Below are 23,290 nucleotides of genomic sequence, written 5' to 3' on the forward strand. Positions count from 1 at the left end.
AGTATGGCGGGTTCGGTTCGCAGCGCCGAAAAACAGGCAGGCAATACCGATGCCGTTGCTCGGCCTGCTCCCGTTGAAACCGAACTCAAACTCCTTGCCCCGCCCGGTGCGCTCGATCAGGTTCGAGCCTCACCCGCCTTTCTGCAGTCGGCCCGCAACAAGGGGACAATCCGCCGGCTGGAAGCGACCTATTACGATACAGCCGATCGTCAGCTGTATGACGCCGGCTTGTCGTTGCGGGTGCGGCGCAGCGGCAAGCATTTTACGCAAACGATCAAGCGGTTGGCGGTCAACGGTCCGCTGACGCGGGAGGAATGGGAAGCGCCTGTCGCGGCGCTTGCGCCTGACCTTGGCGCGCTGCCAACCGGCGAAATTGACGGTATTTTCAACAAGATCGCCGTCAATCAACTGACGCCGATCTTTGTCACCAGGGTACGCCGGCATTTGATCACCCTCGATGTGCCGGATGGGCAGATCGAGGTTGCGTTCGACGTTGGTGTGATCGAGGCCGGGGCAGAGCAGGAACCGTTGTCCGAGATCGAACTCGAACTGAAACAAGGCAAGGCCGCGGCGCTTTACCAGTTCGGGCTCGGTTTGCTGGATGTCGCGCCGCTGTGCCTGGAAACGCAGAGCAAATCTGCCCGCGGCTATGCGCTGGCGCTGAAGATCAACCCGGCGGCTGTGAAGGCTGGTTCGTCGAGCCTTGGCCGGGACGACACCGTCGACGAGGGGATCGCCAAGCTGTTATCGGGCTGTCAGCAGCAGGTCCTCGCCAATCTGACACCGGCAATTGGCCGTGAACCCGAAGGGATCCACCAATTGCGTGTGGCCTTGCGGCGACTGCGCACGGCCCTGTATTTCCTGCGGCGCGAACTGGCGGCACCTTCGCTGCAGGCGCTGGACGCCGAGGCACAGGGCTTTGCACGCGCCTTGGGACCGGCCCGCAATTGGGATGTGTTTCTCGACTCGACACTTGCCGATATCGAGAAGGCCAATCTGCCGGACATTGATTTCTTTGTGTTGCGCGGCGCGGGCGCTCCCTTGCGGGAACAGGGCCATCATGCGGTGCGCGACAGTATTGCCGACCCGCAAACCAACCGCTTTCTATTATCACTGGGGCTCGCCATCGAGCAGAGAAGCTGGCGCAACGATATCGCCAGCGAGGACCTTGGCATATTGGCCGAGCCATTGACAAAGTTTGCGGCGCGCGTCCTTACCCGTCTCGAGCGCAAGGCATTCAAGCGCGGCCGGCACTTCCGCCATCTGCGTCCAGAGGCGCGCCACAAGCTGCGGATCCTCCTGAAAAAGCTGCGCTACTCTGCGGAGTTTTTCCTGCCGCTGTATGCCGGGCGGGCGCCGACCAGGAAATATCTCAAGCAACTGTCCCGGCTGCAGGATGGATTGGGCGAAGCCAATGACATCATTACCGCGCGAACCTTGCTGTCCACGATCCGGCAAAGTGCGGACAGTCCCGATGTGCACCGCGCCATCGGCGCGGTGACCGGCTGGCAGGGCCATCTGGAGCTTGCGGGAGCGGGCCGGCTGCACGACAGGTGGTGCAAGTTCAAACGGACGGCACCGTTCTGGCCCTGCTGAGAAATATTCGGCAATAGGTCCTGACCCTAATACTTATGGGTTAGTTGCACGTTCCATATAACGATGTAATATCCACGAAATCCGAATAAGCACATCGAATTATTTATTAAAATTATAATCGATCGCTTTCAACAAAGTCCATTTCTGATCACCAATCCATTATCGAAATCTATCTGGCGCCGTAGAAAATAACGCGGTGCCAGATATTTGTTATTAAGCTTGATATAGATGTCATGTAGATGAAATAAAACTCGGTTCTGCAATAGATAACAATCAATACAAGCATACGGTGGATCGCGAATAATATCAAAAAGACTGCGATCTGCGGAGTGAGACGAATTCAAAGAAGACAAGGCAAGTGCTCTGGTTTCATTCACCGCGCCCGTTCGGCTGGTGTGAGACCTGCATATGGAAGTCCGCCGCGGCGTGGTGTCCGTCCTGAACATCTTCGTCAAAAGCGGCATTCGTCTTTTCGTGAAAGGAAGGGTCGTCATGCCTCCGAAGAAGCCGAAAGCTGGTCCCGTTTCGTCACGCAAACGCAAAGCGACCAAATCCCCGGTGAAGTCTGCTAGCGAGGCAATGGCTGCTGCCGACATTGTCACCGGTCCCGACTTCGACATTCCGGACGCCGTCGCCGACCCCAACCCTAACGAGAATTTCTTCAACCGGAACCGCAAGGGACGGGCTGTCGTCCGGCCGCGAGACTTGCTGGTACTGCGCTTTGAACTCAGTAATTTGACAGTGTCACCAGGCAAGCCACCCCGTCTCCAGAAGGCGGGCTCCGGGGCAGCACACCTCATCGTTCACTTCCCGCCGCAAACCATCACGGAGCAGACTTTCTTCGAAACACGCCCCGCCGGGACAAGCAATCCGCCCCCGCCGCGCCCCGGCACGCCGGACAAACCCGAGCCCGGTGGCTCCGAGGCGCTGACCGGGCCACCGGTTCGTGCCCGGATTGCCGGTGAATCGAGGCTGGCGTTCAAGGTGCCGGACGGTTTCGATATACCTTACACGCTGGAGAGCGTGCTCGAGGCCTGTGAAACGCTGGAACTTTCAGTGCCGGCCAATGCACGTCCTCCCATCGAGCTCGCCACGCCGTTCGGCTTCACCGATCTTTTCGCATCAACCGTCGGGAAGCTGAGCGCCCGGCAACGTGCATCCCTGACGAGTTTCGCAGCGCGCAGCCTGCGCATTGCCGCGCTGCAGGGTGACAGGAGCACAATCGAATTGCGCCAAGCGACTGGCGGCCCCGGCCTCAAGGCGCTGAAGCCACGCAAGCTGAGCGACGCGGACCTGGTCGAAATCGGTACGGTCCTTGATCCAGGGGCTTTCCCGACACTTCGCGGTCCCAGGCCCGCTGCGCCCGGCGCGCGGCAAACGGCTATCGAACTGCCATGGCGACTGATCATCAGCCCGCATATCGACGAACGCTGGCGGCATGCGAAGGCGCCAGTCGATTCTGAGAGCACCGGCCGCACGGAATTGTGGCACTCGCGCCTTGTCGCTCCGCAAGCCAATGGCGATGTGATTCAGCCGCCAAATCCCGATACGCGTCGCACGGTCAGGGCCGTCTGGGCGTTGACCGGCGAGGGCTCGTCGAAACCGATGATTTCGCAGTTTCCGGTTGCGGGCAATTTGCCGCTGCCGAACACCACACCCTTCCGCATGCCCATGGACGATTTCGACCGGTTCCAGATTACCCATCTATCGTCGAATTTTTCCGTTTCGAACTACAAGCCCGAACCGGTGGGCACCAATCTGCTCATGCTGTCCGCGCTCGGCGGTTGGCTTGACTCGCGGGGCAACTGGGATCCGCCGGGGCTATCGGTCGAGGAATGGGTCCACCGCGGCACGATGGGCCGCGACCACTATGTCCGTATTGTCTACAAGGGCTTCCTCTATCCCTTTGGCCACCGTGTGGCCCTGGTGAAAGTGAGCGAGCGCAAGTTTCACAACGGAAAGGGCACGGCCGAAGCAGTGCCGGGCAATACGGCCTATCTGCGGCAACGGCTGTTCATCGTTGTGCGGGAGCGTGAGCGCCGGTTTGTCGACCCCGAACTGACCAACAATGCAGGAACAGTCGCGCTGCACCGCCAGATGCCGTTCTCAAGCGTCCGCATCCTCACGGCAGTTACGCCGAGCCTCGATCAACCAACCAGCCCGCAGAGCGCGATCGATGGTTTTGGTCAAACCCTGTTCTGGCCCTGCGTCGGGGGCTCGCCGTTCAAATTCGAGGTGGCCGCCACGGACATAGACGGGCGTTCCGTGCAGTTCGAACTTCCCATGATCTTTATGGACAACACTCTGGCCAGTCCCAGAAATTTGCAAGGCGACAAGCTCGTTGCGGACTTCGATCTGGCCGAAACCAATGCGCAGACCGCACACGAAGCCTGGACTGACCCGTCACGCGCCGGCCGGCGTGTCGCGGAACTCAAGCAGCAGCGCATCGCGCTCGCGCCAAGCGTCAAGGCAGGCGACACCTCGGTCGAGGCCGTGTCGGTCAGTTTCGACGGGTTCTCCGAGAAGAAGAACTTCAAGGTGCGCAGTTACAGCAACAATCTCTCCAGACCGATTTTCTATCCAAAGGTCGAGCGCGCCGATATCCGTATTGCCGCGCTTTCCCAACTGACCGGCAGCGGAAAATCCAACAAGGTCGAGTGGAACGCCCACTATCTCCAGCACGGTTTTGCTGCAAACAACCAGGGCCAGGTTTTCGTCAACGTCATTTCCGAACTGGGCATGGCCCAGCTTGATTTCTCCACGCAGGGCGATCGTTCCGGCGGTTTTGTCCAGCCCAATCTGACACCAAGCGCGCTGTCGCGCCTGACCGGGCCCGTCACTGGCAATGTGGCCAATTTCATTGCCGGAAACATGAACGGCGCCGATGCATTTCCGGCAACACTTTCCGATCTGCCCCTGCCGCTGCTGTTCGGTTGCATCCCGCTCGGTGATGTCATCCAGGCAGTGAGTGGCCTTTCCGGCAAGCCGGAACAGGTTCCGAAATTTGCCAGCGAGGCCAGCACGCAGGTCGAAAGCTTCATCAGCGGTCTGGCGCGTTTGTTCGAGTTCGTCAGCCGTCTTGCCGAACAACCCGGCGCTATTGCCGATGCGGCGATCGAGGTTGCGAAGAACACCCTGGACGACCTGCTGGATCAGGCCGCGGCCTATCAGGCGACGCTCGTTGCCGACGCCAAGGCGCGGGTCAACAATCTGAAAACGGCTCTGCTTGCGGTCAAGACCGAGATCGCACCGCTGCTGACGGTGACCAGCATCGACACGGCGCCGGCGCTGGGCGGTCTCGCCGGTGCTTTGACCAACGCCCAGACTGCGGCCAACCAGCTGCGCACTGCCGCCAATGCCCAGGTGGGGGGTGTCTCGCTGCCTTCGGGGTTCCGCCAGTCGCTGTTGCAGATTGCAGGTCAGATCGAAACAGCGCTCAGCGATATCGCGACGATCACCACGCTGATCACGCAAGGCAAGGCGCTCTTCCAGGCACTGGACGCCATTGTTGGACAGCCCGACCAGCTTGCCGACCTGCTTGGGGATCCAGGCGAACTCGGCACGCGGCTGACGGCCGTCAAGAATGCAATTGCGCCCTTGCGCTCTACGGTATCAGGCTCGCGGCTGCTGGATGGGGCGCCAAAGCAGGCTATCATCGGGGCAATGGACATTGTGCTGCAGGTCCTCGATGCAGCCGCGGATCTGCTGAAGTTGCTGGAAATGCTCACCGGCGACGAGCTGACGATACGCTTTGACTGGAACCCGCCCATCGACAACTGGGCGCTGCCCGGGGTGGATCGCGCAAAGGATCCCCTGTTCAGGGCCAATGACAAGCGCGGGTTCCTTGTTGCCGTCGAAGCCAAGGTCAAGAAGAATGGCAGCAGCGCACCCAAGATCAGTGTCGTCTGCAGCCTGAAGCATTTCGACCTCGTGCTGATTGCGCCGGCAAGCTTCATCGAACTGAATTTCGAGAAAATCGAGTTCCGGGTGGACAGCGGCGCGAAGATGGATGTCGACGTCCTGCTCAACGACATCAAGTTTGTCGGCCCGCTCAGTTTTGTCGAGACCCTGCGCGACCTCATCCCCCTGGATGGGTTTTCTGATCCGCCCTTCCTCGACATTACCCCGCAGGGTATCGATGCCGGCTTCTCGCTTACATTGCCCAGCATCGCCATCGGCCTGTTCAATTTGAGCAATCTGAGCCTTGGGGCCGGGTTCACCGTACCGTTCATCGGCCAGCCGCTTTCGGTCCGGTTCAATTTCTGTACGCGCGAGCAGCCGTTCAACCTGACCGTTTCGCTGTTTGGTGGCGGCGGGTTCTTCGGTATTACCCTGGATCCGCACGGCATCCAGATCCTTGAGGCATCGTTCGAGTTCGGCGCCAGTATCTCGATCGATCTCGGTGTCGCCTCGGGCGGCGTGCATGTCATGGCGGGCATCTATTTCCGCATGGAAAACGATGCCTGTTCGCTGACCGGATATTTCCGCCTCGGCGGCTATGTCAGCGTGCTCGGCCTGATATCCGCGTCGCTCGAGCTTTATCTGGAACTTCGCTACGAGTTCGAGACCGGCAAATGCGTTGGTAAGGCACAGCTTACGATAGAAATCGAAATCTTCATGTTCTCGACGAGCGTCACGGTGACCTGCGAGCGCAAGTTTGCCGGTTCGAATGGCGATCCAACCTTCCGCGACCTGATGGGTGTCGATGCCGCGCTGCCCGTTGACGATGAGCTGGCCCTGATCGGCATCGACACTGATTATGCGTGGCGCGAATACGTCGAAGCGTTCGCGTAGGGGAGGGATCCATGGCAAAACAAACCATTCTCTGGACCGTATTGCCGCATGGGCGCATGGAAGAGGGACCGTTTGCCGGCCGGTTGCGCGTATCCATCGTCGCATCGCCCCGCCTGACGCCGCAAACAGCCGCCGAGCAGAAGCTGAAGTCATTCCCGGAATGGGTCAATTGGCCGAAGACGCTGGCCAACGTGAAATTTGGCCTGCTGATCGGGGCACAGGAAGTGCCGCTGCAGCCGGTCAGCGAGAGCGATGCGGACCTATGGGCCAAGCTTTTCTCCAAGGAAACTCCGGTCAGCGGGTTTGTCTTCAAGGACATGAGCAATGTCAATCTTCGCTCGTTCCCGGTGCGAAACGTTCTCGGCATCTTACGCAAGCACTACCGCGATCTTGCCGTGCAATCGACCGGTAACCCTCCGACCCTGTTGCCGTGGAAGGGCGCGCATCCGGGCCTGAAGGACATGTTGGGCGATCTGGGAACACGTACCCAGATATTCAATCTGGGAGACCGGCAAATCGAGTTCATGCTTCCTGGCTTCAACCGCTTCTTCGACGATGACAATCGCGAGGGTGTGGAAAGCCGTTTGCGCAATACGGTCTTTGGGACGAAGAGCACCTACCGGGCACAGGCAGTCGCCGCGGATGTGGACGGACAGGGCAATCCACAGCATGGCGGCCAGTTCCCGGTGCGGGTTCTTCCGCCGGACTGGCGTGATCCCGCAGGCGGTGGCCCCGATGCCGGTGTCATGTCGCAGTTTGCCACGGCGGCGGAATACGCCTTCTATCAGGCTGATCGCTTCTACCGGCGGGAGCCGCTGACACAGAAGAAACTGGAAAAACTGCAGGACCAGAAGCAGTTGCGCCGGCCAAAGCTGGTGGATGTACCGGCTCCGCCCAAGGCGCCGGATTTCGATTTCCATCAGATCGTGGCCTCCTACAGCGACTATCCCCATTTGTTGCGGCGTCTCGGGCTGGTTATCGACTGCATACTGCCAGCCAACTCGCCCATCGATCAGGCACTCAGTGCCGGAACGCCGGTACAGGGCTTGATCTCGCTGGCGCTTCACTGGGCCAACGCTCACGATTCTGCAGACGATTCCTGCCCGCGAACAGCGTGGCAAGCCAACAAGCAGCGCTTCACGACACGGCCGCGGACTGCCGATCACGAGCGCGGCGTCTTGCGCTTGCAACACGCGGACGACGACTGGAATGCGGACAAACGCAGCCTCTTCGACATCTATCAGGTCGATGCCGATGGGGCCGCGCTGAAAACGGTCGATTTCGTGATTTCCGCCCAAAATCTGGTGGGCAAGAGCCTGGCGCTCGGTGCCGACGGCGAAGTTACCTATACGACAGGGGACAAGCAGCCGGTCGCGGCACTCCGTTCTGGCGGCCTCGGGGTCTCGCGCCACGGCCGCGCCCTGTCCGTCGCGCAAAGTGCCGCATCCGCCGCATTGAAGGATGCATCGGTCAAATCCGGCGCCGCGGCATCGAAGAAGGTGGTGTTGTTCACCGAGGATGTCATGCGGGGCTACCGTGTGGATGTGCGGCCGATACCGGGCGGTGTGGAGCAGGCGTGGCATTCGCTCTGCCGCCGCCACGGCAATTACCGGCTCATCCAGAGCAACGAGGAAATCGATCTTCCCGACGACGAAGGCTATGTGAAGGGGGCATCGACCACGAGCTCAGCCAGCCAGGACGCGGATCCGGACGATCACTATCTGCACGAATCCATGTTCCGCTGGGCAGGGTGGAGCCTTGTCACACAGAGGCCTGGCAAGACGTTGCGGTCACGCGACGACCCTACCAGCGGCGTGCAGGGGGAGACTCCCGAAGATATCAGCGATGAAGCGACCAGCGGCGGCAATGGCCTTTCGGTAAAGTTCGTCGCGGCAAAGAACAGCCTGCCGCGCCTGCGCTTCGGCACTTCGTATCGCTTTCGCGCGCGCATCGTCGATCTCGCCGGAAACAGCCTGGCCATCGCAGACAAGTCGCTCGATACGGACCTGCAGGTGAGCGAGCCTGTTGGTTACTGGCGCTTCGAGCCGGTCGATCCGCCGGTGCTCGTGCATCGCGCCCGCACCAGCGAAGGAGAATCGCTCGAGCGTATGGTGCTGCGCAGCAACTGGAATGTGGATCCACAGGCCTATCTCGCGACGCCAGCCTTTGCAGCCGCCGTGCAACTGCCGGCTTCCGATGATTTCGAGTATGAGGCGATCAATGAACGGCATGTCGTGCCGCCGAAATCATCGCAATTGCAATGCGAGCATCACGGGCTGTTCGATCCCTTCTTTGGCGATCCAAATGCAATCAAGCAGGCCTATGCCAATGCCGCGCGTGAGGCCGGCACCCTTTACGACGTCAGCGCGACGACTGTTGCCGAGTTGATAACACCGGCATCCGTTGCCGGTATTGCCACGACGACGGCCTTGCCCTTACGCCTGCCATCGCCGGATAATCCGACAGGCGACCGGCTTGCCGCCGGACAGTATGTGATTCATCGCGAACCGCTGGTCTCCACCCCATACCTTCCTGACGGTACTTCCGGGGGCTTTGCTTTGCGGGCGATGCCCGGGCACAATATTCCCGGCGCAACTGTTCCCGTTGTTCTCGGGCCCAGCGCCGCAATCGTTCGTGCACCTGACCAGGAGCTGGTGCTTGTCGTTGCCTTTGCAAAGGACTGGCCGGATTCGACCGGATTCAGAATCGTGCTGCAGGAGCGCACCGCGGCACTGAGCGACCCGCCCTGCAATGAAAACTTCAGCGATGACGGAACGCCCAAATGGGATGAAGACGAACGCGTCCTGACACTGTTTGTCGCCAAGGGACGCATTGCGCGGTTGCGCTATTCGAGCTTCGTCCACAAGGCTCTCATCGATACGCTTGGACTGCCGACATGGATCGACACGGACGGCGAGCGTGCGTTCCTGCGCGATATGGCGCAGCTCGGCTGTGCCTGGATGATAACGCCATACCGGGAATTGACGCTCGTTCACGCAACGCAGCAGCCCGTATGCTTGCCCGAGCTGATCAAAGTCGGCATCAGCCGCTCGCTGGGCGACCAGCATGCGAACCTGCGTGCAACGGTTCGCCTGCATGGACCGAGCAGCGGAAAGTTCGAAGTGGAGGCTCACTGGAAGGAGTGGGTTGACGATCTGGAAAAACCCGCACCGGAGCTCATCGAGTCGCAGGGCGCGCTCGGGGAGGTTCTCCTGGCGGAAAATCACACCAATGTCTTCGATCTCGGCAGTGCGATCAACGCGCAAGAACACGATCCCAACCGGCCGCGCGCACGCGGCGACCGCCACGAGTTTGGCGATACCAAATTCCGCTTGATCGAGTATACCCTGCGGGCGACCACGCGGTTTCGCGAGTATCTGCCGCCGTCACTCTATGCACAGAGAGACGAAGTGACCCGTGTCGGGCCGGTCGCCGAGGGCCAGAAAATGGCGATCGGTGCCGATGACGATCCCGGCGCGCCGTTCCTCGTGACGTCAGGGACAGCGTTGAATACGGTCGTCCCGTCGAGTGCTCATCCGGATGAACCCCGGATTGTCTATGTCGTGCCAACCTTTCGCTGGCAAGACACACCCGGCAAGCAATCCCTCGACACTACCCGCCTCGGCAACGGCCTGAGAGTGTGGCTGGAGCGGCCCTGGTTTTCATCCGGAAACGGTGAATTGCTGGGCGTGGTCATCCTTCAGAACAATGCCAAGTTTACCGATATTCCCACACATCTTGTGCCCCTGGTAACACAATGGGGCCTCGATCCGCTTTGGGATACGGTTTTGCCCAAGAGCACCACCCGGGTTACGGATTTTCCTGCCCGCGTGGCGGATGAAGTGGTGTCACTGCGCGAGTTCGAGGATCCATTCAATCCCAACGTCAATACCAAGGTCCATGTCATCGGTCACCGCGTCCACTGGGATGCGGAACGCTCCCTCTGGTATTGCGATATCGAGCTCGACCCGGGGCGCAGCTACATGCCATTCGTGCGTCTGGCGCTGGTGCGCTACCAGCCAAATGCACTTGCGTCGGCAAAGATCTCCAAAGTGGTCCTGGCGGATTTCTCGCAGGTTCTCCCGCGCCGCCGCGCTTCATTCGAGCGAAATGGAGCCGTGGTTTCCGTAAAGCTGCGCGGCTCAGTGCCCAGCCATGGTCCGATGAAGTTCCCGATCGATTCGGAGTATCTGGGCATTTCCTTCATACCATTCCCCGGTCAGCCAACCGAAACCGGACGCAACAAGGTCGAACTTGTGCTGCAAACCCGCGACCCGGAAATCGATTCGGATTTGGCATGGTCGGATGTGAAGGTGTTGGCGTCGACACTTGTCGCGCCCGTTGGAACGCCGCCGTTTTTTGCCGATGCCAGTCTCTTTGACTTGACTGCCAGGCGTGTCGAGACGTCTGTGACGGTCACGAGCCGTCTCGGGCGAAAAATTGCACTTGAGGCAATCAATCTTACTGAAATTCGAGGCCCTGGCGACCTCCTTCCGCTCGATCTGATCGATCCGGCAATCTGGGACACTCAAGTTACGCTCCCCGAACCTGGAACAATAGGAAAGCCGGCACGGATCGCAATTCGCGAATATGAGCGGTATTACACTGACCGCACCGTTCCAGAGCGGCATGGTGGGCAAACACTGCGTCGGCGTGTCGTGGAGGAGAGATTGGTCTATACCGCGTTCTTCGATCTCTGACGTTGGAATTAACTGATCGTCTGCCCGGCAATTCCCAGGCGCCGCTTCAATTCGGAGATCAGCGTTGCTGGCGGTACGGGCCCAATCGCCTTTGATTTTGGCTCCTTGAGCGCACAATTCGTGGCGTGAAAACCAAGCGCGCGATAGGCCTCCATCTGTTCTTCGGAGAAGAATTGATCTCCGGTGGATTCATGCGGGAAGAGCGGATAGCGGCGCTCGTAGTCGAGGACATAGTCAGGTTCATCGCCCGTCACCGACGCCTTGACGTAAACAAGGATGCCCTCGGTGCCAGCCTGGTCATAGATGATTTTTCCGACTGCGAAATGCTGCCTGTGAGCGTCGTCATCGGGTGGAACGGGTTTCGACCTGTCGGCCGACCGGCGCAGCGTGGCAGCACGCATGGCTTGCCAGTCGATGGCGATCCGGATGCCCAGGTCGATCCGCGCGAAACGCTGCACATCGACCAGTGCGCCGAAATTCATTGCGGGGTCGGCTTCGGCGTCGATGACCATGATCATCTGGCACTTGCGTTTGAGCAACTGGTAAAGCCCGCTATTGTCTATGTGTCCGCCATCGCTGACAAATATGCGCGAACTGTCCGCCCGCAGGATGCCAAAGGCTTCAGCCGCCAGATAGAAGCGGAAGAAGTCGTACCAGCTTGCCTTTACGCGCGCCGCCGCCCGCGACGTATCCTGCGGCGCCGAATTCTGGACATCTTCGACATAGCGCGGATTGCGCAGCCAATAGCCAAGCCGCAGGTTCAGCAGGGCAAGCGTGGGACTGAGAAATCCAATACCGACACGTCCCATACTGGACGATACGGCCGCACCCGAGATGGCTGCTGCCGTTGCCAGATCAAGCTGCGGCTCGTTCGCAGTCATTGCTTCGGTCGACGCATAACCGGTGGCGTCGCTGCCGACAAAACCTTTGGAGAACAGGAAAAACTCTGCATTGCGCCCGCGCTTGGCCGGATCGGTGCTGGGCAATGTGCTGGCTTTGGTTGCGCCCTCACTCTCGGTGGCTGGGTCCTGGCTGGTGGCCCCTGGGCGCTTTCTCGGCGTCGAGCGGCGGACATTGAGGGTGCCATTGACAAGCAGGTAGGGTGATTTCGTGCCCAATTCCGTAAGGGGCAGGGGTGCGAAACCCGCCCTGCCTTTTCCCAGTCTGAAGGCAACGTTCAGACGATCGCGGTAGAGGCGATGCAGCGCGTTGGCATTCTCGGCGAAATTCATGGCAATAAAGCCGATGAAAGCGGAAATGACGAGATAGTTGTAAAGCATGAACCACGACGAGGTGCCGGGTTCCCTGGTTGCAATGGCTATCGCAATGAGCGCTGTGACGAACATGAGTATGAGGACCATTGCGAACAAGCTGCGCCAGCGGTGCTCGAGCAACGTAGCCTTCATGCTCGCAAAAATTTCACGCCCCGTCTGGCGCGTCAACAGGAGGACCAGCCAGAATACCACGCAGACAAGCAGGGCAAAGCCGAGGTAGCGGGCGAGACCGATGCTGCTATCGCCAAGATAGCCCAGAGCAAGATAGGTGCCCTGCGCAGATTCAATGCCCCAGACACTTAAGATAAGATACAACAAATAGATGAGTGCCGGCAGCGCCAGCGCCGCAGCATAAAGTGCCAGCCTGGCACACCATGCCTGAATCCGCGCACCGATCGTCGGGTTGTTGAATGCCTTCTGAATCCAGCTGACCAGCCTTTCCTGGAAGAGCGCCGTGGTCGTTATGATTGTCATCAACACGCCGCCAAATGAAACAATGCTCGACCTGGTTGGTCCACCTGCCGTGAACCAGTCGATGATATAAGCGAGAATCTTCGACTGAAGCTCGATGACGACGGCAAGAACGAACAGGACTATGAGCAAGGCCGCGGCACGTGTCCACCGGCTCCTTGGTTCGGATATGCGCATTGCCCTTTGGGTGTTGTGCCTTTCCAGGTAGGACCGGCGCAATCCCCAGACGACGAGCAGGAACAGCAGCAGGATGCCTGTCATCTTAGTCAGCAGGAAGGGATCGAGCAGATAGCTGTAGGCCGACGTGAAGTCCTGTCCCTTCCAGCCCGTCGGAGGTTCGAAATACAGGACCAGATCGTAAAGGACATTGTGCCTCAGATGGTTGACAGTCGGGTTGGTCAGGATCGTGAATGTCGCGAGTGGAAAAAGCACCGAAAGCACGAGCAGCAGATTTACCGCCAGACCCCTCAGAACGATCGCCACCGTCAGGAGCAGGTCCGAAAAGCCCTTGGGGGCAAGGTAACGGCTATGGTCGCGGATGTGGCTGACCGGTTCGTTGTCGCGAACGTCGCCATTTTCCTGTTCGGCCACCCCAAACGGGAATTCGCCATCGCTGCGGCTCATTGCCGAAACCATGCTTGCGCCGATGTAGCCGCCGCCGGAAACAGTTGAAAGGTAATCGATCCTGGGGATCAGCTTGTACCGGTCGAGCGCCTGCAGCGCACCGAGGCAGAAGCAGGCGGAGCGCACCCCTCCACCGGAAAGCGCCAGTCCGAAAATTTCCTGAGGACCAGATTGAGATGAACCTGCCGGGGACACAACAGAGATGCCCAGTTCGTCCCGGCGCGTGGCGATGGCTTTCAGTTCGTCACCGAGTACCTGATCAAAGGCTATGCCCTTGTCGCTCACGTCGGGATCCGTCGTGCTCATCCTTACCCCCTCTGTCACGTCGTTCAGGGACAATAGCAATATTTAGACGAAAACGGCCTTAATGAGTATGGGCTAATACTTTTAGACTAATGGTTTAATCAAATTTTGACCTGTACTTTTGCGATACGTCGAATGGATATACATAAAAATATTGATTAAAATAATAGCATTCCATCGAAATATCATGTGTGCAAATCCATTCCTCGTCGATCAAGGGGGCACTTCGAGCATCGGTTCCTAACGATAGCAAAGAGGAGAAACGCAATGTCTTTGAAAACCAAGACGACGGCTGCGAAGAAATCCGGTCCTTTGGGCCTGCCGGTAGAACTGCTGGCGACACTTGAAACGAAAGCCCAGGCGGTCAAGACCACACCCGGTCATGGCGTCGCGGGCAGACATGCGACGCGGCAATTGCTCGACGCCCTGTCGGGCAACAGGGATCCCGGCATGTTCGGGCGGATGTTTCCAAAATTGCCGCCATTGTCGGTGAGTGACGACAAACTCCAGGCACTGGCCGATGCCATGATCGACAACGATCCGAATATCGCGGCAGGGAACAACCCAAACATCCCTGCGGGCTTCACGTATCTCGGCCAGTTTGTCGATCACGACATAACACTTGACCTGACGTCTCTTGGTGAAAAGGAGAAGGATCCCCTGGGGATCGAGAACTTCAGGACGCCAAGCCTGGATCTTGATGCCATCTACGGTCTTGGGCCGGATGGAAGCCCGCATCTCTATGCCCGCAACCCGGGCGTGGGATCCGGCAGGAAGCATGGCCCGAAATTCCTCATCGGAAAGAATTTCAACTCGGGCGAGGGCAATTTCCGCAATGACCTGCCCCGCAGTCCGGAAGGCTTTGCACTTATCGCGGATCATCGAAACGATGAGAATCTGCTTGTCGCACAGACCCATCTGGCGATGCTCAAGTTTCACAACAAAGTCTGCGACACGATCAGCGCGGCAGCCAATCCACCGGCCGACGTTTTTGCCCAAGCCCGCCAACTGGTGACCTGGCATTATCAGTGGATGGTGCTGCATGACTGGGTCGAAAGGCTAACGGAACCCGGCATCGTCGCGAAGATATTGCATGACGGCCGGAAATTCTATCGCTTCAAGCGGGTGCCATTCATGCCCGTCGAGTTCTCGGCGGCGGCGTACCGGCTGGGTCACAGCATGGTGCGTCAGAGATATGCGCATAATCGGGTTTTTACCGGGGCGGATTTTTTCCTGTTCTTCGAATTCACCGGTTTGTCGGGCGGGCTTGTCGGCGATCTCGCTCCCACCCCGCCGACCACTCCGCCCAATACGGCGTTTCCGACCCTGCCCAGCAACTGGATCATCGACTGGCGGCGTTTCCATGAACTCGGGGACATGGGCGGCGCGCCTGTGGCGGTCAATTCTTCCAGGAGGCTTGATCCATTCATCGCCGCTTCGTTGCATAACCTTCCAGGTGGCGGCGGCAATCTGGCGTTCCGCAATCTCAAACGCGGCGTCAATCTGGGCCTGCCGTCGGGTCAATCCGTTGCAACCCACATGAAGATAAAGAACCCGCTGACCCCGGATGAGATTGCTTCCGGGCCCGATGGGATTGTTGCAAAGGCCAAGGGCCTGCATACCTCGACCCCGCTTTGGTACTACATCCTGAAGGAAGCCAAGGTAAGACAGAACGGAGAACGTCTCGGACCGGTCGGCTCAACGATCATATCGGAAGTGTTCGTCGGGCTCGTTCATGGGGATCAGAACTCCTACATCTGGCAGCGCGCGAACTGGAAGCCGACGCTACCGTCGAAGCAGGCCGGTAATTTCACCATGGCCGATCTCCTTCGCTTCGTGGATGACGTCAATCCGATCGGTGATTGACCGGCATGGGGCGCCTCCGCCTGAACGGGGGCGCTTCCTATTCCTGAAGTGGGGAGGCGACGCACGCAAATCCCGGATCGATACACCACCGTTGCTCGTGCTGGTTGCAAAAATCATTGTCAATTTGGCGTGTGGTGCGTATCCTCACGCCTTCTAACTGCCGTGCCCTTTTTTGATTTTCCGCTGAACGCGGCGATTGCACGGCAATGCAGATTTCAGGCGGTCGGGGATGAGACACGACTTGAAAGCCGTCGACAACGAGTTGGTCGATCTTATTTATGCATCGTTTTTAGAGGAAACGAGTTGGCAACAGTTCCTCGATCGGCTGGCCATGACCATGCCCGAGGGCCGGTCGACGCTGTTTTATCATGATGCCGCGTCCGGTGCCGGGGCGTTTTCGCTTCATTCCGGACTGACCGATCAGCAAGTCAATGATTACAACAACCATTATTCGCGAATTAACCCCTGGATGCCGAAAGCATTGAAAAGGAAAATCGGCCTGGGTGTCACGGCAAGCCAGATGCTGGCGCATGACGAACTTGAGAAGACGGAATTTTACAATGATTACCTGTTGCCTGCCGGAGCGAGGTCAGCGGTAGGGGTGACGATCTTGCGCGACCAGGATCGGTCGTTTTTTCTCAGCGTGCTTACATGCCGGAAGGAACACAATCAGAACCTCCCGGCGGCACAAATACTGACCCGGCTGGCGCCGCATCTGGCGCGCGTCTTTGAACATTATCAAACAGCCTCGATCAACAAATCGGTGGCTCAGGCCGGAACCAGGCTGCTCGACCTGTTTGATTTGGGAATTATCGTCGTCGGTGATGGCGGCATCGTCAAAACCGTATCCGCCCGGGCCCAATCCATGCTCGACGAAGGCGGCGATATTCGCCTGTCGTTCTGCGGAAAACTTCAGATCAATTCTTCAGCCGCAAGTCGCGTGCTGCACAGCATGCTCAGCGGCCGTGATCAGGAGCCAAAATTTCAGGCATTCTTGCTCGACCACATAAGAATGACGATCATCAACGTTCAGCAAGACCAACTGTCGTCTTTCTTCAACGGACCAACGGCTGTTCTCCTGCTGGAGCCGCGCAATAACCGGTACTCGCCGGCGGACCTGCACGATTTTTCCGACCGGTACATGCTGACGGCGGCTGAAACCAGGGCACTGCGCGGCCTCTTTTCAGGCAAATCCGTTGACGGGATAGCCGCGGACGCCGGTCTCTCCCGGGAAACGATCAGATCGCAGGTGAAGAGCCTGTATGCAAAGGCAAATGTACGGAGCCACGTCGAGCTCTTGCGGCTCGTAACGTTTTTATCTTCCAACTAGAAGCTATCAGCGTGGGGTTGTTTTGTCCCTCTTGGTTAACCCTCAGGGGTGAAGCGGAGTGAACAAAAATAGGCAAGAGTATTTAACGCCAACCGGCGAAGTTGAAGCATACCCGTCTGTTCAAAGCCGATCGGCGACAGTCTGATAAAGCGATCATCGAGCATTCTTCTGCAAGCGGTTCGATGATCGTCGATGAGGGGGGAATGATGCTGTCACCAACAACGGTGGACCATCACAGTCTAGGCATTGCGACCTTTGCAGAGGGGGACCGCGCCACGCTCGCCAGTATCGGCGAGCGTGGCCGCGAGCAGTTCGCGCTGCCCACTATTCCAGTCCTTGCTATTGTCGATGAAAGGATCCTGGCGCGCGAATGTCTGTCGCGAACGCTTCAGATGAGTGGCGCTGGCTTCGACATCGCTACCTTCGATTCGATCGATGCGATGTATCGTTGTGATTCATCCCGGTTTTCAGCCATCCTGGTCTATGTCGGCGACGCCGATATCGAGCGCGGTCCGGTCGGACGAAGCATAAGAAAACTGGTCTTGCTCTTTCACAATGTACCCGTGATTATCCAGTCCGAAATTAGCGGTCTGGAACAGGTCAGCATGGCATTGCACCATGGAATCAGAGGCTATCTTTCGACCAAGGTGGGTGTTGACGTTTGCATCGAAGCGATATCGCTTGCGATCGCCGGTGGCATTTTCATTGCCGCAGAGAATACGAATGATCTCCAGGGCATTCTTGCGAAGAAGGACTTCGAAGCGCGGAGTGCCGGGAAATTCACGCCGCGTGAACGAGATATCATTCAGCTGCTGCGCGAGGGAAAGGCCAATAAATCAATCGCCTACGAGCTTCATCTGGCGGCCAATACCGTCAAGGTACACATGCACAACATAATGAGAAAGCTCAACGCGACGAACAGGACAGAGGCCATATTCAAGATTGCCGCAGACGATTGACAGGGAGAGCCGAACTGCGAGGCTTTAGTGCCGAATTCGTGCGGGATATTCGCAGTTTCATGCTAGGCATTCGGGCAGGATGATTTATTACGAGCGATAATTCAGATCCATTTTGAGAAGGCAGTTTGCAATGGCGATCAAATTCGCATTGAAAGACCCGAAGTCTGTTGCGGTTGAGGAAAACCGGGCGAAAGCCGAAGCAAAGAGCGCCCAGCCCCTCGCTTCCAGCGCACCGGATGGCACAGATGATTCGGGTGCCGATCGCTCCGGCAGCGATCTTTTCGACGGCAAGCCAGCCGAGCAAAAGCGCAAGCGCAAGAAGTAAAGATCGCTTGCGACCTTAGCTGCGACCCTTACTCGACTGACCGGAACGCAGGCGGGCGAGTTCTGCTTCGAGAACCTCGATACGCTCATCGCGCTCAGCGACGATCGCCTCGACTTCGGCTGCATCGAACCGCAAGGGAATGTGCTGCGGGCAGTTCATGTCCCAGGCGGACACCGTGAAGAGAATCACCTGCTCGGGCCGGGCGCGATAGTTTTCCGGCATCAACTTCGCCATCAGATCGGCGTCACCTTCGACGACGCGCGCTTCGCCCCAGAGTTTCACCCGCTGGCGCGTGCGGTAATCGATAAGAAACAGATAGGCCTTCGCATTATCTGCGAGATTGCCTTGCGTGATGTATTGGCGATTGCCGGCGAAATCCGCGAAAGCAATGGTCCGCTCATCGAGCACGTGCAGGAAGCCCGCCGGGCCTCCGCGGTGCTGGATATAGGGCTGCCCCTCGCTGTTGGCAGTGGCAAAGAATACACTGATCTGGCTCTCGATGAATTGCGCGAGGTCCGGCGTGACGCCCGTCCGCCATGAGCCGCGCTGCTCCATGCTGGCATAGCCGTCACGCGATCCCTTGCGGCCCTGGATCGACTTGACCGTCGGCGTGAAGGCGACATCGCTGGAAAATACCTGTGCGGTTGACATGGCCAATTCCTTGAGTTCCGGCAAATAGGGTACGTCACGAATATAGCTTCTTTCACTTTATCGCTGTAGAAGGGGATATCGGAAGCTTCCCTACCGAAAAATGGAAGGATACATGGATCGCCTGGATGCAATGACCGTCCTTCTCGCTGCCGTCGAGACGGGCAGCCTGTCGGCCGCATCACGCCGTCTCGGCATGCCACTCGCCACGGTGAGCCGCAAGGTTGCCGATCTCGAGGCGCATCTGAACACACGTCTGCTCATCCGTTCGAGCCGCCGTGTCACGCTGACCGATGCTGGCCGCGCCTATGCCGAGGCCAGCAAGGCCATTCTGGAACAAGTCGACGAGGCCGAGCGAGCCGCTGCGGGCGAGTACATCACGCCGCGAGGCGACCTGACGGTCACTGCGCCGATCGTGTTCGGGCGCCTGCACGTCCTGCCGGTTGTGATCGAATTTCTGAAAGCCTATCCCGAAATCAACCTCCGGCTCAGCCTCAGCGACCGTCAGGTCAATCTCGTGGAGGACCATATCGATCTTGCGATCCGCATCGGCAACCTGCCGGACAGCAACCTTGTCGCGACGAAGGTGGGTTCGATCCGGCGTGCCACCTATGCGAGCCCGGCCTATCTCGCACGGCGCGGCACACCGCAGCGGCCCGAGGACCTTGCCGGGCATGATTGCATTACCTTCGAGGGGTTCACATCACCCAGGGTCTGGACTTTCATGCACGGCAATCGCGAGGTTATTGTGCCGGTTCACTCCCGGCTGAGCGTGACGACGGCGGAAGCCGCGATTGACGCGGCTGTGGCGGAGCTCGGGGTGACGCGCCTGCTCTCCTATCAGGCGGCCAGGGCGGTGGCGGCGGGCGAGCTGCAGATCGTGCTGGAGTCGTTTGAGCCGGCGCCATGGCCGGTCAGCGCGATCTATATCGCCCAGGGCCTTGTGCCGCTGAAGCTGCGGGCATTTCTCGATTTCGCGGTGCCGAGGCTGAGGGAGTGGATGGCACTGTAGGACCGCTTTTGGATGTTTATGTTCCATTAGAGCATATGATACGGTCAGAACTGCCAGCAGGAACCGCATATGTCCACGAGCGACAATTTTCCCGCTACTTCCATGCCCGATCGGGATTGGTGGGCCGTCCTCTGGCCAGATCCGGAGGGTATGCTGCGGCGGATCGGCGTGCAGCCGGAGATGACGGTCCTCGATCTTTGCTGCGGCGACGGCTATTTCACCGCACCGCTGGCCAGGCTTGTCGGCGGGCGGGTCTACGCCCTTGATATCGACCCTCTGATGATTGACCAGGCCAAGGCCGAAGTCGCCCGTCAGGGAGCCTCGGTGCTGAAATGGATTTGCGCCGACGCGCGCGAGGTCGCGAGGTTGCTTCCAGAACCGGTCGACTACGTCCTCATGGCCAATACATTCCATGGCGTGCCGGATCAGCCCTGCCTTGCACGCGCGGTGCGCACGCTGCTTCGCCCGCAAGGGGTGTTCTGCATCGTGAACTGGCACGCCGCCGCAAGGGAAGAAACGCCCGTGCTTGGAAAGCCACGTGGGCCGGGTACTGACATGCGCATGTCTCCGGATGCTGTCAGGACTGTCGTTGAGCCTGAGGGATTTCGAACCGCTCGGCCCGTGGAACTGCCTCCCTATCATTATGCAGCCATCTTCGCGCAATCATCGGATGAATCCTGATAATTACGCGTACGCTGCAGCTGTGGTCCGTTGGCAGGATCAGCTCTTTTGGAACGCCAGGTGGGCGCCGAGGCCCACGAGCATTGCGCCGCCCGCCTTTTGCATGAGGCGCTGCGCGTGACTTGAGCGCCGCAGCTTGGTGATCACCGCACCTGCCAGCACCACACACATGATATCCGCGGAGGAAAACATCAAATTGACGATGGTTCCAAGAATGATGAACTGGACCCAGACGGGAAACGCGGCCGATGCATCGATGAACTGCGGAAGGAATGCCATGAAGAAAATCGCCGTCTTCGGATTGAGGACTTCGACACTGATGCTCTCGAAAAAGGCGCGGCGGCCAGATTTCGGTTCGATGCCGGGCAGGGCGACATCCCCTTGCGCCTTGGCGCGGAACAGCGAGATGCCCAGCCATATCAGATAGGCCGCACCGGCAAATTTGACCGCCATGTAAAGCATGGGCACGGCATGAAAAAGCACCGACAGTCCGGCGGCAGCGGCAATCACATGCATATAACCGCCAAGATGAATACCCCAATGCCGCCATCAGGCCGGACCAGCGGCCGCGTGCTATCGTTTGAGCCGCCGCATAAAGCATGGCCGGACCCGGGATATAGGCGAAGATCGCCGTGGTGGCGAGAAAGGCGATAAGCAACTCGGTTGATGGCATTCTCTTGCTCCTGTCGCGATGCCTGATGGGCTTGTGCTGACTATAGACAACGCATTGGCTGCATATTCAAGGAGTGGCTTGATCTGTCGCGGCTTTGCAACTTGATGACATTTCTCATTGGACGAGGATATCGGCCCAGTCGCAACTCGTCTGCAAAGATGATATTAGCGGAGACAGTCAACGGAGCTCGATCGGGGAATGCTGAAATGAAACCAGCCTGCTACGTCTTAATTGCCGCCGCTCTCGTCTTTTCATCTTCATGCACAACAACGACGACGACGACTTCTTCTGTTGACACCAATCTCGCGGTTACTTCCCTCAGAAACTCGGTCTATGACCACTGCGCGTGGGCTCCTGAGTCTTCCACACTCGTTAGCCTGATCCCCGCCATTTCAGAGGGCCGGGACGGATTTCAAAGAACCACCAACGCAATCTGTGCTGCGGCGAAGGCCGCGCCGGCACCGGCTTCCCCAGGGGATTTCGTTACGGTTGAGGTCGAGGGGAGACAGGTTCGCGGGCGGTTCCTGCAACCGGGGGAGACTCTCGGACAAGGCTGACAGGATCATGCGGAAAGCTTGCCGGACTTTCGAACAAATTCGACGAGCGCACGGAGTTTTAGCGGCTGGCGTTGCCGTTTAGGATAGTAGAGATAGAATCCTGGAAACGGCGGACAGAAAGCTTCAAGCAGCGGCACCAGTTCGCGACGAGCGATGTAGGGCCGGAATGTATCCGCCATGCCGAAAGTGATCCCGGCGCCGGCGCAAGCCATGCGGATCATCATTCCCATATCGTTTGTTGTCACCGCCGGATCGACAGCGACATCGAAATCGCGACCATTCTCGGTAAACTCCCAGCGATACGGCGCCGTGTCGGGACGTGGCCGCCAGCCTATGCAAACATGGGTCGGCAGATCGCGCGGATGCCCGGGACTGCCACGACGCGCCAGATAATCGGGAGACGCCACGGCGTATTGCCGCTGGTCCGATGAAACGGGCACGGCGATCATATCCTGCTCGATCACCTCTCCAAGCCGAACGCCGGCATCGAAGCCTGCTTCCACGATATCGAATTCATCGTCGGTGATCGTGATATCGAGTTTCACATCTGGATAGGTTTCGAGAAAGCCCGCGAGGAGCGTGCCGGACAGGAAGCTTTCAGCGATTGAGGACACAGTGATGCGAAGCAATCCGCTCGGACGCGTCTGCGTCTCCCGCACAGCCTGCAGGGCGCCCTTGACCTGCGTAACCGAAGGGCGAATCGCTTCGTAGAACGTTTCGCCCGCCTCGGTTAAACGAACACTGCGGGTCGTACGCTGGACCAGGGCCACCCCGATCCGATCTTCGAGACGCTGCAGCCCCTGGCTCACCGCAGAGCGCGTGACGCCGAGCCGCTCGCCTGCGACGCGGAAATTCCGCGCTTCGGCCACTGTCAAAAATACCGATATGCCTTCGAGATCGTCCACCATTGGTTAGATAATCTAAACAAGCTGTCTGAGATTGGCAACTCGATGCCGACAAATGGAACGTCTATCTTCGCGTCGTGGTCGATTGGCGGCGTGGGAGTCGAGATCGTTCATCAAACCGCAGGAGCAGACAATGCCAACACAGCTCTTCAATGCAGCACTCCGTCTCGTGATCGCGTTCACGGCAGTTGGGGCGGCAGCCGCTTCTGCATCAGGAGAAACCTTGAACCGAGCCATATCGGCCAATCAGCACGCAAGCGAGAAAACAATGTCACAGCATCCTTATGTCGGCATGTGGGTCACCGATGATGGCCACATTCGCCACGAGCTCCTTCCCAATGGCCGTTATGATGAGGCTCGCGGCAGCCGGGAGAGTGCCTATCGGGGCCGTTACGAAGTGTCCGGCAATCACATCGAGTATTGGGATGACACGGGGTTTACCGCTGATGGTGACTTCGTCGATGCCAATACCCTTCACCATGCAGGCATGATCCTCCGCCGCAAATGACGCTTCGCCCCTCGCTGAGCAGCGAATTCCCATCTGACCCAATAAATATCTGAACCAGGCCTTC

Annotated in this window: 13 protein-coding genes and 1 pseudogene; 10 read left to right on the forward strand and 4 right to left on the reverse strand. The window is 58.7% G+C overall.

Annotated features, from left to right (window positions below; all coding sequences use genetic code 11):
* Positions 1-3 precede the first annotated feature (3 nt).
* The 3 genes from BLM14_RS03540 to BLM14_RS03550 all read left to right on the forward strand — a co-directional run bounded on the left by BLM14_RS03540 (position 4) and on the right by BLM14_RS03550 (position 11,090).
* Positions 4-1,596 carry a CYTH and CHAD domain-containing protein gene (locus BLM14_RS03540; RefSeq protein WP_099998118.1) on the forward strand — a complete coding sequence of 531 codons (1,593 nt, stop codon included), beginning with the start codon at positions 4-6 and terminating at the stop codon, positions 1,594-1,596.
* A 408-nt stretch (positions 1,597-2,004) separates the two neighbouring features.
* Positions 2,005-6,390, forward strand: coding sequence for a hypothetical protein (locus tag BLM14_RS03545; protein WP_204251984.1), 4,386 nt, complete (start codon positions 2,005-2,007; stop codon positions 6,388-6,390).
* An 11-nt stretch (positions 6,391-6,401) separates the two neighbouring features.
* Entirely contained in the window at positions 6,402-11,090 is a 4,689-nt protein-coding gene (locus BLM14_RS03550) for a hypothetical protein (protein ID WP_099998119.1), read from the forward strand.
* An 8-nt stretch (positions 11,091-11,098) separates the two neighbouring features.
* Here BLM14_RS03550 and BLM14_RS03555 read toward each other — a convergent pair whose 3' ends face one another.
* On the reverse strand, positions 11,099-13,765 hold the full coding sequence (locus BLM14_RS03555) for a patatin-like phospholipase family protein (protein WP_099998120.1): 2,667 nt from the start codon (positions 13,763-13,765) through the stop codon (positions 11,099-11,101).
* A 264-nt stretch (positions 13,766-14,029) separates the two neighbouring features.
* Between BLM14_RS03555 and BLM14_RS03560 the strand changes: the two genes are divergently transcribed.
* From BLM14_RS03560 to BLM14_RS03575, 4 genes are all read left to right on the forward strand, one after another.
* A complete protein-coding gene (locus tag BLM14_RS03560; RefSeq protein WP_099998121.1) occupies positions 14,030-15,628 on the forward strand; it encodes a peroxidase family protein in 1,599 nt (532 codons plus the stop codon).
* A 229-nt stretch (positions 15,629-15,857) separates the two neighbouring features.
* Positions 15,858-16,958, forward strand: coding sequence for a helix-turn-helix transcriptional regulator (locus BLM14_RS03565; RefSeq protein ID WP_099998122.1), 1,101 nt, complete (start codon positions 15,858-15,860; stop codon positions 16,956-16,958).
* A 203-nt stretch (positions 16,959-17,161) separates the two neighbouring features.
* Entirely contained in the window at positions 17,162-17,917 is a 756-nt protein-coding gene (locus BLM14_RS03570) for a LuxR family transcriptional regulator (protein WP_157929472.1), read from the forward strand.
* A 130-nt stretch (positions 17,918-18,047) separates the two neighbouring features.
* Complete coding sequence (locus tag BLM14_RS03575; protein ID WP_099998124.1) at positions 18,048-18,242, forward strand: hypothetical protein; 195 nt, start codon at positions 18,048-18,050, stop codon at positions 18,240-18,242.
* Between the two features lie 15 nt (positions 18,243-18,257).
* Here BLM14_RS03575 and BLM14_RS03580 read toward each other — a convergent pair whose 3' ends face one another.
* Positions 18,258-18,893, reverse strand: coding sequence for a pyridoxamine 5'-phosphate oxidase family protein (locus BLM14_RS03580; protein ID WP_100001015.1), 636 nt, complete (start codon positions 18,891-18,893; stop codon positions 18,258-18,260).
* A 112-nt stretch (positions 18,894-19,005) separates the two neighbouring features.
* Here BLM14_RS03580 and BLM14_RS03585 point away from each other — a divergent pair, with 112 nt between their 5' ends.
* Both BLM14_RS03585 and BLM14_RS03590 read left to right on the forward strand, forming a co-directional pair.
* On the forward strand, positions 19,006-19,902 hold the full coding sequence (locus BLM14_RS03585) for a LysR family transcriptional regulator (RefSeq protein WP_099998125.1): 897 nt from the start codon (positions 19,006-19,008) through the stop codon (positions 19,900-19,902).
* A 69-nt stretch (positions 19,903-19,971) separates the two neighbouring features.
* Positions 19,972-20,583 carry a class I SAM-dependent methyltransferase gene (locus BLM14_RS03590; RefSeq protein ID WP_237143449.1) on the forward strand — a complete coding sequence of 204 codons (612 nt, stop codon included), beginning with the start codon at positions 19,972-19,974 and terminating at the stop codon, positions 20,581-20,583.
* A gap of 39 nt (positions 20,584-20,622) precedes the next feature.
* On the opposite strand, the pseudogene BLM14_RS03595 reads toward BLM14_RS03590, so the two are convergent.
* Positions 20,623-21,256, reverse strand: a pseudogene (locus BLM14_RS03595) (LysE family translocator).
* Positions 21,257-21,818: 562 nt separating this feature from the next.
* The gene (locus tag BLM14_RS03600; RefSeq protein WP_099998126.1) at positions 21,819-22,721 is read right to left on the reverse strand and encodes a LysR family transcriptional regulator; all 903 of its coding nucleotides are present in this window, start codon (positions 22,719-22,721) and stop codon (positions 21,819-21,821) included.
* A 130-nt stretch (positions 22,722-22,851) separates the two neighbouring features.
* Between BLM14_RS03600 and BLM14_RS03605 the strand changes: the two genes are divergently transcribed.
* Entirely contained in the window at positions 22,852-23,226 is a 375-nt protein-coding gene (locus BLM14_RS03605; RefSeq protein ID WP_099998127.1) for an Atu4866 domain-containing protein, read from the forward strand.
* Positions 23,227-23,290: the final 64 nt, after the last annotated feature.

This window comes from Phyllobacterium zundukense (genome assembly GCF_002764115.1).
GTDB lineage: Bacteria > Pseudomonadota > Alphaproteobacteria > Rhizobiales > Rhizobiaceae > Phyllobacterium > Phyllobacterium zundukense.

Excerpts from the sequence above, each read along its gene's own strand:
- BLM14_RS03540 (WP_099998118.1), top strand. The coding sequence starts at position 4 with ATGGCGGGTTCGGTTCGCAGCGCCGAAAAACAGGCAGGCAATACCGAT.
- BLM14_RS03545 (WP_204251984.1), top strand. The coding sequence starts at position 2,005 with ATGGAAGTCCGCCGCGGCGTGGTGTCCGTCCTGAACATCTTCGTCAAA.
- BLM14_RS03550 (WP_099998119.1), top strand. The coding sequence starts at position 6,402 with ATGGCAAAACAAACCATTCTCTGGACCGTATTGCCGCATGGGCGCATG.
- BLM14_RS03555 (WP_099998120.1), bottom strand. The coding sequence starts at position 13,765 with ATGAGCACGACGGATCCCGACGTGAGCGACAAGGGCATAGCCTTTGAT.
- BLM14_RS03560 (WP_099998121.1), top strand. The coding sequence starts at position 14,030 with ATGTCTTTGAAAACCAAGACGACGGCTGCGAAGAAATCCGGTCCTTTG.
- BLM14_RS03565 (WP_099998122.1), top strand. The coding sequence starts at position 15,858 with ATGAGACACGACTTGAAAGCCGTCGACAACGAGTTGGTCGATCTTATT.
- BLM14_RS03570 (WP_157929472.1), top strand. The coding sequence starts at position 17,162 with ATGATGCTGTCACCAACAACGGTGGACCATCACAGTCTAGGCATTGCG.
- BLM14_RS03575 (WP_099998124.1), top strand. The coding sequence starts at position 18,048 with ATGGCGATCAAATTCGCATTGAAAGACCCGAAGTCTGTTGCGGTTGAG.
- BLM14_RS03580 (WP_100001015.1), bottom strand. The coding sequence starts at position 18,893 with ATGTCAACCGCACAGGTATTTTCCAGCGATGTCGCCTTCACGCCGACG.
- BLM14_RS03585 (WP_099998125.1), top strand. The coding sequence starts at position 19,006 with ATGGATCGCCTGGATGCAATGACCGTCCTTCTCGCTGCCGTCGAGACG.
- BLM14_RS03590 (WP_237143449.1), top strand. The coding sequence starts at position 19,972 with ATGTCCACGAGCGACAATTTTCCCGCTACTTCCATGCCCGATCGGGAT.
- BLM14_RS03600 (WP_099998126.1), bottom strand. The coding sequence starts at position 22,721 with ATGGTGGACGATCTCGAAGGCATATCGGTATTTTTGACAGTGGCCGAA.
- BLM14_RS03605 (WP_099998127.1), top strand. The coding sequence starts at position 22,852 with ATGCCAACACAGCTCTTCAATGCAGCACTCCGTCTCGTGATCGCGTTC.